Origin of the sequence: Fulvivirga ligni, from assembly GCF_021389935.1 — a bacterium.
GTDB lineage: Bacteria > Bacteroidota > Bacteroidia > Cytophagales > Cyclobacteriaceae > Fulvivirga > Fulvivirga ligni.
The window spans coordinates 4,745,465-4,758,747 of sequence record NZ_CP089979.1 but is presented as its reverse complement, the minus strand read 5'-3'; the positions used below and the strand labels follow the sequence as shown (position 1 = coordinate 4,758,747).

12 protein-coding genes are annotated in these 13,283 nt (G+C 38.4%); 3 read left to right on the top strand and 9 right to left on the bottom strand.

The genetic code is table 11. The features are described from left to right. Positions 1–643 precede the first annotated feature (643 nt). The 7 genes from LVD16_RS19785 to LVD16_RS19755 all read right to left on the bottom strand — a co-directional run bounded on the left by LVD16_RS19785 (position 644) and on the right by LVD16_RS19755 (position 8,262). Positions 644–3,721 carry a TonB-dependent receptor gene (locus tag LVD16_RS19785; protein WP_233770022.1) on the bottom strand — a complete coding sequence of 1,026 codons (3,078 nt, stop codon included), beginning with the start codon at positions 3,719–3,721 and terminating at the stop codon, positions 644–646. Positions 3,722–3,743: 22 nt separating this feature from the next. After that, a complete protein-coding gene (locus tag LVD16_RS19780) occupies positions 3,744–4,703 on the bottom strand; it encodes a FecR family protein (protein WP_233770021.1) in 960 nt (319 codons plus the stop codon). 65 nt (positions 4,704–4,768) lie between these two features. After that, on the bottom strand, positions 4,769–5,320 hold the full coding sequence (locus LVD16_RS19775; RefSeq protein WP_233770020.1) for an RNA polymerase sigma-70 factor: 552 nt from the start codon (positions 5,318–5,320) through the stop codon (positions 4,769–4,771). 179 nt (positions 5,321–5,499) lie between these two features. Then, entirely contained in the window at positions 5,500–6,129 is a 630-nt protein-coding gene (rsmG, locus tag LVD16_RS19770; RefSeq protein WP_233770019.1) for a 16S rRNA (guanine(527)-N(7))-methyltransferase RsmG, read from the bottom strand. Continuing rightward, the gene (locus LVD16_RS19765; RefSeq protein WP_233770018.1) at positions 6,126–6,563 is read right to left on the bottom strand and encodes a GNAT family N-acetyltransferase; all 438 of its coding nucleotides are present in this window, start codon (positions 6,561–6,563) and stop codon (positions 6,126–6,128) included. Before LVD16_RS19765 ends, rsmG begins: the two co-directional genes overlap by 4 nt. A 2-nt stretch (positions 6,564–6,565) precedes the next feature. Further along, positions 6,566–7,174 carry an RNA polymerase sigma factor gene (locus LVD16_RS19760; protein WP_233770017.1) on the bottom strand — a complete coding sequence of 203 codons (609 nt, stop codon included), beginning with the start codon at positions 7,172–7,174 and terminating at the stop codon, positions 6,566–6,568. Then, the gene (locus tag LVD16_RS19755) at positions 7,165–8,262 is read right to left on the bottom strand and encodes a glycosyltransferase (protein ID WP_233770016.1); all 1,098 of its coding nucleotides are present in this window, start codon (positions 8,260–8,262) and stop codon (positions 7,165–7,167) included. Before LVD16_RS19755 ends, LVD16_RS19760 begins: the two co-directional genes overlap by 10 nt. Before the next feature lie 139 nt (positions 8,263–8,401). Here LVD16_RS19755 and tgt point away from each other — a divergent pair, with 139 nt between their 5' ends. Genes tgt through LVD16_RS19740 form a run of 3 tightly spaced genes read left to right on the top strand, consistent with a single transcriptional unit; the run spans position 8,402 to position 11,547 of the window. Continuing rightward, a complete protein-coding gene (gene tgt / locus LVD16_RS19750; protein WP_233770015.1) occupies positions 8,402–9,532 on the top strand; it encodes a tRNA guanosine(34) transglycosylase Tgt in 1,131 nt (376 codons plus the stop codon). A 30-nt stretch (positions 9,533–9,562) separates the two neighbouring features. Further along, positions 9,563–10,636, top strand: coding sequence for an LptF/LptG family permease (locus LVD16_RS19745; protein WP_233770014.1), 1,074 nt, complete (start codon positions 9,563–9,565; stop codon positions 10,634–10,636). Further along, positions 10,636–11,547 carry a DMT family transporter gene (locus LVD16_RS19740; RefSeq protein WP_233770013.1) on the top strand — a complete coding sequence of 304 codons (912 nt, stop codon included), beginning with the start codon at positions 10,636–10,638 and terminating at the stop codon, positions 11,545–11,547. The genes LVD16_RS19745 and LVD16_RS19740 overlap by 1 nt, the downstream gene beginning before the upstream one ends. On the opposite strand, the gene ispE is transcribed toward LVD16_RS19740, so the two are convergent. Further along, the gene (ispE, locus tag LVD16_RS19735) at positions 11,548–12,348 is read right to left on the bottom strand and encodes a 4-(cytidine 5'-diphospho)-2-C-methyl-D-erythritol kinase (protein WP_233770012.1); all 801 of its coding nucleotides are present in this window, start codon (positions 12,346–12,348) and stop codon (positions 11,548–11,550) included. 60 nt (positions 12,349–12,408) lie between these two features. Continuing rightward, complete coding sequence (locus LVD16_RS19730; protein WP_233770011.1) at positions 12,409–13,221, bottom strand: enoyl-ACP reductase FabI; 813 nt, start codon at positions 13,219–13,221, stop codon at positions 12,409–12,411. Between the last annotated feature and the right edge of the window lie 62 nt (positions 13,222–13,283).

The window sequence follows — 13,283 nt, the reverse complement described above, 5'->3', positions numbered from 1 at the left end:
CGGAAATTAAAATGACGTTAATACCAGTCAAACTGATTTCCTAATCCATGTTTTTAACTGGGCAGCAAGATTTGTGTTGATGCATATTCTTACCTTCCTGCCTTTGTTGGTGTTATCACCAACAAAACTGCGAACCGGCCCAACTGCGAACTGACTCTTTGCCTTCGTAGGTGTCTCCACCTACGAAACTACTTTCCTTAATCCTTGTTTCCAACGAGGATTGGTAGAGACAAGCATTTGTAATGCGATTGTTGCTGGGGTATTCATTTCATAGCTTCAGTTCCTTTACTTTTTTGCAATCGACCAAAAAAGTAACAAAAAAGTCTTTCTTGCTGCAAGGTCTTCCGCGAGCTGAAGTATTTCATACATCGTAACTACCACCAAGGACTTGAGCTGAGTACGTTTTTCAATACTCTTTTACCGCACGACTGGGCAGCAAGATTTGTGTTGATGCATATTCTTGCCTTCCTGCCTTTGTTGGTGCCTTGATGCTTAACCTCAAGATGAACGTTTGATTCAAACGAATCAATTAAAATAACAGCAAATATTGTACGCCCATTAGCAGTAGATGTCGACTTAATAAAAAAGGGGTTTCTTAACAAAGAAACCCCTTTTTTATAGGTTAGGTTTAGGCGATTAACTTTTAGAAGGTAACAGCTATAGCCAGGTTGAACATAGTTCCTAATTGGCTGAAGTGATAACCATCATAAGTCATCTGAGAATATCTCTGATTAAATGTAATGAGATTTCTTTCTGTTCTGTATTCCGGAGCGTCGGCGTCAATTTCTGCACCACCTTCTACAAAGTGCCACTCAGGTAATACGTTCAAGATGTTATTAGCATTAAATGCTATAGTTAGTTTGTCAGAAGCTCTGTAGTTGATTGATAAATCAGTTACGATCTTAGGATCAAACTCAGTATTTAAACCATCAGGAAGACCTTGTTGATGGAAAGTGGTCTTGCCGAAATAAGTGTTGTACAAACCAAATCCGAATTTATTGATGTCATAATTGATACCGAAAATCCATTTGGTTTTAGGTCTTGATGTGAAGAAAAGAGCCTCTTGTGTCTCATTTACAATAGACTGTCCACTAGTTTCTACGAATTCAGGGTTATTTACATTCCCCACTCTTTCATTGGCTATGGTATAGTTTCCTGATAAGTTGAAAGAAAGCTGTCCACTACCTAATGGTAGATTTTTGTAGTTAGCTACTACATCAATACCAGAAGTTTTTGTGTCAATTGCGTTAGCAAAGAAGCTGATATCTGATAGTCCGCTAAATTCTTCAATAGCAGGTGGAGCTACTTCAGTACTAAGTACTATTCTGTCATCTACCTGAATGTTATAGTAATCTACTGTAAGGTCGAAGTTCTTGCTAAGTCTTGATCCGAAACCTACTGTGAAGTTAGTAGACTCTTCAGCATCTAGCTGAGGGATATCAAGCAATCTAGCTTGTGGAGATACGTTATTTACTAAACCTCCCACTTGTATTCCTTCTCCTGGTACGAAACTATACTGCGCTTTTTGAGTGTAGATTTGGTGTAGGGTTGGAGCTCTGAATCCAGTAGAGATAGATCCTCTTAAAGTGATCTTATCATCCCAGAATTTATAACGAGAGCTAAGTTTCCATACAAAAGCATTTCCAAAATCACTGTAATTTTCAACACGTGCTGTACCATTGATAAGGAAGTCTTTAGTGATATCAAATGCTAAGTCTACATATCCACCAAAGTTATATCTGTTAAATCTACCAGAGTTTTCAGGTCTGTTACCAGCAAAAGAGTCAGAACCACCACCGTCATAAGAAGCAAGTTCACCTTCAATAATCGTAAATGTTTCAGATCTGAACTCAGAACCAAAAGCCAAACCAATTTTATCAGTAAGAGGCTTAGAGATGTCAATGTTTCCTACAATGTGAGAGAACATAGTACCACCTGGATCAAAAGCTAACGGGCTATTTTCTCTGTAAAGCTCAGCACCTTGAGAAAGCTCATCAGAATCAACTACACCATTGTCATTTACGTCACCCAAATAAACAGGGGGCGATAATACAGAGTTACCGTTATGAGTGTTAGTTACGTTATAAGTTTGCTTGTTTCCACCTGTAGTTAAACTTACATCAGCTAACCAGCCACTTTTTCTTGTTTTGAAACCTAAAGTAGCATTGTAGTCATTTAAGTTACCATCGAAAGTAGGTACATAACCAACATACTCTCCGTTAGGTCCATTAGGGAAGAAGTTTTCAAGGTATGGGTAGGCATCTAAAGTTCTCCAGTAAGGAGTTCTATAGTTAGCAAAGCTGTTTACTTTCTTGTAAACATAAGCAGCATTAAAATATACTGAAGTTTCTTCAGTCAGGTCTTTTCCTCCATTTACTAAGAATTTAGCTGCGGTAGTTTCAGGAGAACCGTTAATGTTACCTGCGTCGGGCTTTAATTCAAGGAAGTCTCTAACATCTTGGATGTCAGCTCCAAAGTCTGCTGCATCACCCTCAGCATCTACAGTACCAGGTCTGTTAGCCAGGTTTACTTTAGATAGGTCAATGGTATAATTGATAAAACCATTTTCGCCTAGTTTGCTACCGTTGTTTACAGCTATTCCCAGCATTTCACCGTCACCTTCAGAGGTGATGCCTGTTCTTAAGGTAGCTGTTCCTAACTCGTAATCATCTTTTAATACAATGTTCATAACACCAGCGATGGCATCAGAACCATATTGTGCAGAAGCACCATCTCTTAATATCTCCACTCTCTTAATGGCATCAGTTGGTATTCCAGAGATATCAGCTCCAGTTTCACCTCTTCCTGGAGATGTTTGAGTGTAAAGTAAGGCACTTAAATTTTTTCTTTTACCGTTGATAAGGATGAGTGTACGACTAGGACCCATGTTTCTGATTTCGTATGGATCTAATAATGAAGTAGCATCGTTTACCGGTGTTTGTACGGTGTTGAATGACGGTACTCTGTATTGTAAGGCTTTGTCAAAGGTTGGCTGTCCGGTAGAGGTAAGCTCATCAGCAGCTAACATATCTACAGGAAGGGGAGTGTCTGTAGATGATCTTGGGGCATTTCTTGAACCAACTACTACAATGTCATCTAAGCGGGCAACATCTGGCTGCATGGTTACTGCTATTGATGATTTTCCGTCATAAACGATCTCTTCAGTAACATAACCTACATAACTAAGTACTATGGTAGATCCTTCAGGCACGTTGATGTTTACTGATCCGTCGACACCAGTAGTACCACCCTGGCTGGTTCCTTTTATGAATACGTTAACCCCAATTAGTGGAGAACCGTTTTCATCTTTTACTGTGATAGTAACGGGTGCACCTACAAGCTCTACTTCTACTGGTTCAGGCTCTTTTTGCAGGCTTTCCATTTTATTTACACTGATCACATTATTTACCTGCTTGAATTTCAGGTTAGATTCTCTGGCAATGTCAGTAAGAATCTCTGCTACAGATGTTTTTACGTATTTCTTAGAGAATCTGGCATGATGGCTTAAGTTAGATTCGCTATAATGAAATTTGAAACTTGTTTTAGCTTCTACTCTTGAGAAGGTCTCTTTTAGAGAAGCATTGTTCAGGTTAAGATTGATAAACACATCTTTCACGCTCTCCACCTGGCTATCAGGAGATGCTTTAGCTACATGGAGCTGCACGAAAATTAGGGCAGCAATTAGAGCTAGGTTTAAGGCATAGGTTGTGGCTTTCTTCATATTTATTTAGTTAAGGTTATTTTTAAAATGTTAGGGTTATTTGTTTTTTATTCATTTCATATTCAAAATCAAGTGCGAAGGACATACTTTGCAGTACATGCTCAAGGCTGGCATTATCAAAGCGTCCTGTATATTTTTTAGAAGTAACTTTTCCTTTGGTTTCTATTTTTACATCATACCATCTTTCCAGAGAGGCTATAACTTCCTTCATGGTGGCTACTTCAAAGTCTAGAATGCCATCTTTCCATAAAAAATCACTCAAGGTGCCTGCCTGCTTGCTTACCGTTTTGTTAGTAGTATCAATTTTTAAAGCTTCTCCGGGAACTAGTTTTACACCTTTCTGTGCCTCAGATTCAGGGTTAATCACAATGCTTCCTTCGGCTAGTGACACCAAATAGTCACCGCCTCTGCTTTTTACATTGAATTCAGTACCTAGGGCTGTGGTAGAGTAGCCTTGAGCAGTGACAATGAAAGGCCTGCTTTTATCTTTGGCCACTTTAAAATAAGCTTCACCATCCAGCTCGATCTGCCTTAATGAATCAGAGAAATACCTGAGATATTTTATAGTACTTTCTGAGTTGAGATATACTTTGGAGCCATCGCTCAATTGAATAACTGACTTTTGGCCTTTGTCATTACTCTTAACCAGCCATTCGGGCTTATTAATAGGAGGTGCTTCAGGAGCGCGATTGAATAAAAGATATGCCGGAATAGTAAGAATAATAAAGATAGCGGCAATCTTATAATAGAAAGCTCGGTTAATTCGGTGCTTTTTTGCCCGGGTAGTCTTTTTAAGAATATTAGAAAATACCTTTTGTTTGGCTGGAATGTCCTCACTGATTCCCCAGGAGTCATCCATCATTTTGTCGAGTGCGTTTTGTCCCTCAGGGGTTTCCAGATAGCGCCTTACCTGAGCCTCTTCGTCGGCATCACATTGGCCATCTAGGAATTTTCTGAGTTGATCTTTTGAAACTGTAGTCATGAGTGTTATGCGTATCTATAAGGGTATTACCTTATCTACTCACATTTACTCACAGCTTTTTAAAATTATTTTATTTCACTGATGGCTTCCTTAATTTCTTTGGTAGCTCTGTAGAGTTGATTTTCTACTGTTCTGATAGAGATGTCCAGTTTTTCTGCTATTTCTTTGTTAGATAAGCCCTCATTTTTACTTAGCATAAAAACTTGCTTCTGACTGGTAGTAAGATTGTCTATGCGGCTATTGGCGTGGGTAAGCAGGTCTTTGAAAATAATGTATTCCTCGGTATTGTGCTGACCCTGGTCCTGAGTGTCAAGTGTATTTTTATAATTGGCTTCTAGAGTGCCTCTGCGAATTTTTTTTAAAATGATCCTTTTGGTGATAGTAAGGATGTACGGCTCGAAAGGCTTGTCGGAAAGAATACGCTTTCTTCCTTCCCATATGGCAATGAAAACTTCTTGTACTATACATTCAGAATCATCAATGCTCATACCCATGTATCTGGCAAGACCAAATACCCTTTTATGATATGAATCAAAAATTTGAGAAAAGGCTTTTTCGTTCCCTTTAATAAGAGACTTAAGAACCCTGTTTTCTGAATATGTTTTTAGAAAAACCAATTGCCACCTGAAAATTTGACATTGAATTAAGATAATTAATTTCAGTTTTTCAAGTCTTTTCGGAATTTAAGGGTCTAATTTTTCTGATTTTGGCTAAAAAATCAGTTTTTTATTCCGACTTAGGGTCAATTCTTAGTAAAATATTTGGTAGGAATGCATTTCAAAAGAAATGTTAGTGCTTAAGATACAGGCACATACACCACCTTTTTAGTCTCGAAGAAATCTTCGCTGAAATAATCTGATAAGTTATGTAGTTTATGCTTCTTTTTGGCTTCTTTGAGTTCTTCAGCCAGATCGCCACCTTTCAAATAAAGAATGCCATTAGGCAGGTCGTTAAATGACTCAGAAATGAACTTATTTTTCACCCATTGGTAGAAAGGCTTTAGCCTGGTTACGGCTCTGCTAATTACAAAATGAAAGTCATATTCAAGCTGCTCGGCTCTACTGTGGTAAGCTTGTACATTAGTAAGCCCGATTGACTCACTTACCCCGTTAACCACCTTTATTTTCTTACCTATTGAATCTACTAGAGTAAACTCAGCTTCCGGGAACATGATAGCCATGGGTATACCAGGAAAACCACCACCAGTGCCCACATCAAGTACCTTGGTGCCTGGTTTAAACTCCATTACTTTTGCTATCCCTAAAGAATGTAGCACATGGCGCACATATAATTCGTCAATATCCTTCCTCGAAATAACGTTGATCTGGCTGTTCCAGTCCTGATAAAGGTCATAAAGAGCTTCAAACTGTGATTTCTGTTCTACTGAAAGGTTAGGGAAGTATTTGAATATTATATCTGCGTTCATCTCAGGGCTTTTTCTAGTAAAATGCGGTTCTCCTCAATATCTGTCTTTTTCTCAATCTCTATGATAGAGAAGCCATTCTTAAGTGCAAATATGAGCATAGGTTTGAATCTATTTCGTGTTTTAGTACGAATAAAACGAAAACCTTCCTCAGAAGCCCATTTTTCTTGAGTTGTTGCCAGGCTTTTGGCTAATCCATGCTTACGATAATCTGGCAGTACAGCCCCAAACCAGGAGTAGAATATATCATCGCCCATATCATAACCCAGCTTAAAGCCAGCAAGTGTGCCATCCACCTCAGCCTTAAGTGCCAAATATTTAATGCCATCTAACCTTTTGTGATAGTCGGCTAGTTGGTAAGGATTTTGAAATTCTGGAATTTGATGTGAAATGGAAATGATTTCTTCTAATGAAGCTTCTAGAATCTTAATTTCCAAAATCAGATATGCTCTTTTTTGTTTTTCACAAGATCATACATAAGCTCTCTGGCGCGGTGCAGCTGAGCTTTAACGGTTCCCAGTGGTGCGTCAAGCTCTTGAGCAATTTCTTCGTAAGAGAACTCTTTGAAGTATCTAAGCCTAACTAATTTCTGATATTTTGCTGGTAATTTAGTTACGAACATCTGTATCAGCTCTATCTTCTGGCTTTTGATCGCCACTTCCTGAGGATTAAGATTATTGTCTTCTACATCGATATGTACCGCCTCACCATTATCATCAGTAAAGGAAGTATCGAGGCTCATGGTCTCCAGCTTTTTCTTTCTTATAAAGTCAATGGCATTATTAGTAGCTATTCGGAAGAGCCAGGTACTAAAAGTATAGTCTTTTTTAAATCTATGTAGGTTCTTAAAGGCCTTGGCAAAAGCTTCGATGGTAAGATCTTCAGCGTCATCTACGTTACGCACCATTTTTAGAATCATATGATACACCGGCCGCTTATAGCGTTCCATAAGCATAGCAAAAGCCTGCTCGTCACCTTCTTTAACTGCCTGATCTATTAATCTAAAATCTTCTAATGCTTTATCAGAGAATTGCTTTTTTAACTCCATCTAACCCGCTTTGTAAATAAGGCTTTCAAGCCAATAATACTATAGTAAAAAACAAAAAGTAAGTCAAGAATAACTAGTGTCGCCCAGAAGTTAAATTTGACACCTAATTTTTTGCATGCATAGATAAACGTGAGATAAAGCAATAGGGTTTTTAAAAGTATGGCACCTATTACTACATAGAGTTCAATCTGCATACCTATTAGAACTATCAAAAATAACCAAAAAAAGGCGTGCGTTAATGAATATAGTCCTAAAATAACTTTATTTCCTGACTTATATCTTTTTCCTACCGATAAATGCCTTATTTTTTGCCTGAAAAACAATTTCCAGCTGTTTTTCGGAATAGAATATACGGTTGATTCCGGACCTATAGTTACTGCAGTATTTTTTCCTGTGGCATGTTCATTCACAAACAAATCATCATCACCACCGGTAACATCTAAGTGTCCTTTGAAGCCTTTGTTGCTGATAAACAGAGATTTAGTATACGCCAGGTTTCTGCCAACACCCATATACGGACTATTCATAAGCGCTCTTCCAATGTAGTGAATGGCCGTGACCAGGGTTTCAAAGCGAATGAAAGTATTGAGAAAACCTGTTCTTTCCTCATAATAAGAAAAACCTAAATTAATTTGAGTGCCTTCTGTAAATTGCGATGACATATGACTTAGCCAGTGCCTGGAAGCAGGTGTACAATCTGCATCTGTAAGCACTATATTCTCATATTTGGCTGCTTTTATGCCTAATGTGAGGGCATATTTTTTGCCATTAAAGTTCTCTGGCTTTTCATTTACTTTTACTATTCTCAGCTTGTTATTTCGCTCACTTTCTCTCAGTAGAAAATCATAAGTGCCGTCATAAGAGCGATCATCTACTATGATAACCTCAAACTCTGGGTGAATTTGCTCATAAAGTAAAGGTAGTAGCCTTCTAAGGTTATCTTCCTCATTATGAGCACATACAATTACCGATGCCGGTGTGGGTGGGGCATGCTCTTTATTCCCTTTGCTAAAGGCTATTAGATAGTAAATGTGAAAAATAACCTGAACTAATAGACAAAATAAAAGTGAATAAGTAATAAGAAACATAAATGCTATAAGTAAGTGGCAAATATATAGTTTAATTTCAGGATAGAAAGAAGCTGTGGAAACAGTTTAGGAATCTTTAGAAAGTTTACCACGCATTCATTATAATCTTATATTTTTGCAGCTTTTTTAAAGGAATGCGATGAAGTTCAAATTAGAAGCGAAAGATAACGGAAGTAAGGCCAGGGCAGGGGTAATCACCACAGCCCATGGAGAAATTCAAACTCCAATATTTATGCCTGTAGGTACTGCAGGCTCAGTAAAGGCCGTGCATCAGCGGGAGCTTAAAGAAGATATTCAGGCGCAGATTATTTTAGGAAACACCTATCATCTTTACCTAAGACCTGGTCTGGACATAATTGAAAAGGCCGGTGGCTTACATAAATTTAATGGTTGGGATAAGCCCATACTTACGGATAGTGGGGGCTATCAGGTGTATTCCCTGGCAGATACCAGAAAGATCAAAGAGGAGGGTGTTACCTTCCAATCTCATATAGACGGTTCCAGACATAACTTTACTCCGGAGTATGTTATGGACATACAAAGAACCATTGGGGCCGATATTATGATGGCTTTTGATGAGTGTACTCCATATCCTTGTGAGTATGATTATGCTAAAAAATCAATGCACATGACTCACCGCTGGCTAAAACGCTGCTGTGATCATTTTGATAGAACAGAAGGTAAGTACGGTTATGATCAAACGCTTTTCCCTATTGTACAAGGTAGTGTTTATAAAGATCTAAGGGTACAGTCTGCTGAGGCCATTGCCTCTTTTGGCAGAGAAGGTAATGCCATAGGAGGCCTTTCTGTGGGAGAACCTGCTGAGATGATGTATGAAATGACTGAGCTGGTTTGTGATATCTTGCCTTCAGACAAACCTCGCTACCTAATGGGAGTAGGTACACCGGCTAACATCCTTGAGAACATAGCTTTAGGAGTAGATATGTTTGATTGTGTAATGCCAACCAGAAATGCCAGAAATGGTATGTTGTTTACTTCAGAGGGAATAATTAATATTAAGAATAAAAAGTGGGAAGATGACTTTTCTCCTATAGATTCAAATATGACAGGTTATGTAGATACCTTTTATTCAAAAGCGTATCTTCGTCACCTTATCATGAGTAAGGAAATTTTAGGCGCGCAAATTGCTAGTATACATAATCTTAGCTTTTACCTGTGGCTGGTAGGTGAAGCCAGAGAGCAAATTAAGCAAGGAACTTTTGCCGACTGGAAGAATAGAATGGTGCAGAAGGTAAGTCAGAGATTATAGTAAATAATAACCCATCAAAAGATTAGATTAGTGAAATTAATCGACCGGTATATTCTTAAGAAGTTTTTGAGCTCATTCATGTTTACAGTGTTCATCATTGTTGCCATAATAGTGGTGATAGATGTTACTGAAAAAACAGATAAATATTCGGCGGCTAATCTTTCTGCTTTAGAGGTACTAGGCTATTACATGGACTTTATTCCGTGGATCGCTAATTTCATTACGCCACTTACTGTCTTTATAGCCACTGTGTTTGTTACGGCGAAGATGGCCGGTCATACGGAAATAGTGGCCATACTCAGTAGTGGAGTGTCTTTTAAGAGGTTTTTGCTTCCATATTTTATAGGAGCCATGCTTATAGCTATATCTAGTTTTGTGCTTACAGGTTGGGTAATTCCAAACTCCAATAAAACCAGGGTGGCATTTGAAATAGCATACCTTAAGAGTACATATTACTTCGATAAAACCAATTTTCACATTCAGGTAGCTCCCAACACCTACCTATATATGAGAAATTATAATAACCAGTCTAACACGGGTTATAATTTCACCTTAGAAAAGGTAGATGGCACAGAGCTAAAGAGAAAATTGTCTGCTTCCAGAATAAAGTGGGATGAAGAAAAGAAGAAATGGACAGTAAGCAATTGGACTGAGATGTCATTAGAGGGAATAGAGCAGGTGGTTACCGAAGGAAAGACTATGGATACCACATTGGCTATTCATCCTAGTGAGTTTGAAAATGATTACCGTAGTTATGATGCCATGACTATCAATGAGCTTAACGAGCAGATTGATAAATTAAAGATGCGTGGAGCCAGTAATGTAGAAGTATATGAGGTGGAGAAATACACCAGATTTACTTCACCGTTTGCAGTGCTTATTCTCACCTTTATGGGTGTGATAGTTTCTGCCCGCAAAACAAGGGGTGGGGCAGGTTTTCAAATAGCACTGGGCTTCTTTCTCTCATTTATTTACATATTATTATTTATCATGAGTAAAACTATAGCTGAAGCTGGAGGTTTACCGCCAGCCATATCAGTATGGTTTCCTAATATTTTATTTGGAGGTATTTCAATGCTCATGTATAAGTACGTACCGAGATAATGTCTAGCACAAAGGATTTTATAAAGCTTCATTTCATAGTTCTGATATGGGGCTTTACAGCCATTTTGGGGTTGTTGATTTCTATTAATTCAGTCGAAATCGTGTTTTATCGCACCTTTTTGGCTGCCGTGGCTATGGGTGTTCTCCTGTTAATCAGAAAGAGAAACTTTAAGTTGGGTACTAAGGAAGTGCTCAAGATTTTCGGAACAGGTTTCATAATTGCGGCCCATTGGATTTTGTTTTTCGCAGCTGCACGAGTATCCACTGCTTCCGTTTGCTTAGCGGGGATTGCCACCTGCTCATTATGGACCAGTTTCATTGAGCCATTGTTCAATAGCCGTAAGATTAAAATATTTGAGGTGGTGCTGGGGCTTATTGTAATTGCTGGTCTGTACGTGATTTTCAGATTCCAGTTTAATCATGCTTTAGGCCTTTTTATGGCGATTATGTCAGCACTGCTGGCGGCAATATTTTCGGTGATCAATGGTAAGCTTACCAGAAACCATAGTCAATATATGATCACCTTCTATGAAATGCTGGGTGCTTGCATAGGAACTGTTCTTTTATTGCCTTTCTATAAATATTATTTCTTAAAAGGTGCTGATCTTCAGCTTGTTCCACAGGGTATGGATTGGATATACTTAATTATCCTTTCATTAATATGTACCGTTTATGCTTTCTCTGTATCAGTGGAGCTTATGAAAAGAATATCCGCTTTCGTGGTGAATCTGACCATCAACCTCGAGCCTGTCTATGGTATTGTGCTGGCTGTTTTGATCTTTGGTGAAAAAGAGAAAATGGATCCTGGTTTCTACTTCGGTACAGGCATCATTTTACTTGCCGTACTCATTTATCCTTTGGTGAATAAGTATTACAAGCGAAAGGCTCTTAAAATGGACAACCTCAGGTAGTTATAAGCTGCCTTCCCAAACTACATTTGCAAATTGATGAGATGGCTTTTGGTCGAATATACCAAAAACACTAGCTCCAGAACCAGTCATGCTGGCATATTGTGCTCCATGAGCATATAGCTCTTCTTTTACAGATTGTATCTGAGGAAACTGCGTGAAAACCGATATTTCAAAGTCATTAACAAGGTTATCCTTCCATTGAGATACGGCTGAATTTTCTACTATCTCCTTTACTGATTGTTGCGGTTGATGCGGAGTAACACCGCTGTAGGCTTGTGCTGTACTCACATGTAACTGTGGGTAGACAAGTACTAAATATTTCCCCTTTAGAGATAACTCTACTTCAGTGAAAATATTCCCTGTTCCTTCTGCTAGTATCGGTTGATTCTTAATAAAGAACGGACAGTCACTGCCTAAACGGCTGGCATACTCCTCCATTTTTTCAGCAGTAAGCTTCAGCTCAAATAAGGTGTTAAGGCAGGTGATAGTAAAAGCGCAATCGGCTGATCCACCGCCTAACCCCGCACCCATGGGAATAATTTTATGAAGGTGAATACTTACAGCGGGCAGATTGAAGTCTTCTTTTAAAAGCTTATAGGCTTTGATTATAAGGTTGACTTCCTCTTTTCCTGGTATCTCCAAACCTGAGCTTTCAAAGTGGAATTGATCAGCAGGAATAATCTCAAGAATATCATTGAAAGGGAGCGGGTAAAAAACAGATGAAATGTTGTGGTACCCATCTGGTCGTTTTGAAATGATATTAAGACCAAGGTTTATTTTGGCATTAGGAAAAACAACCATAATGTAGGGAGGAGGATTTGAGTAAAGCTGGCAGACCTAAAGCCTGCCAGTTTTAATATGTTATTTGCTTAGAGTAGCAACTATTTCTTCTGTGATTCCAGAGTTAGAGAAACCACCGTCATGCATTAAGTTCTGCATAGTTACCATTCTGGTATAGTCAGAGAACATCATAAGAATGTAGTTAGCACAATCTTCCGCACTAGCATTTCCAAGAGGAGACATTTTATTGGCATAGTCAAAGAAAACGTCAAATCCTGTAACACCACTACCTGCAGTAGTCATAGTAGGAGATTGAGAAATGGTATTTACTCTTACATTTCCATTTTTAGCAAATCTATAACCATAGCTTCTAGCTATTGATTCAAGAACTGCTTTGGCTTGAGCCATATCTGAATAATCAGGGAAAGTTCTTTGAGAAGCGATGTATGATAACGCCAGGATAGAACCCCACTCATTCATGGCTTCAGTTTTCTCAGCCGTTTGTAATACTTTATGGAATGAAATACCTGATATGTCTAAGGTCTTTAAGAACCAGTCATAATTCAAATCACCGTACTCTTTTCCTTTTCTTACGTTAGGGCTCATGCCTATTGAGTGAAGAACGAAATCCAGTTTACCACCAAGAATCTCTTGAGACTTTTCAAAAAGGTTTGTCAAATCTTCTATTGAAGTAGCATCTGCCGGAATTACCTCAGCTTCACATTCCTCAGCCAGCTTATTGATTACTCCCATTCTTAGTGCAATAGGAGCATTTGTAAGTACAAACTGTGCACCTTCTTCTTTCGCCTTAAGTGCTGTTTTCCAAGCAATTGAATTCTCATCTAAGGCTCCAAAAATAATTCCTCTTTTACCTTTAAGTATATTATTACCCATGGTTAGTATTATCTTGATTAGTTATTGTTAGGTGCAATAATACAAAATTATTTAGCTAAATA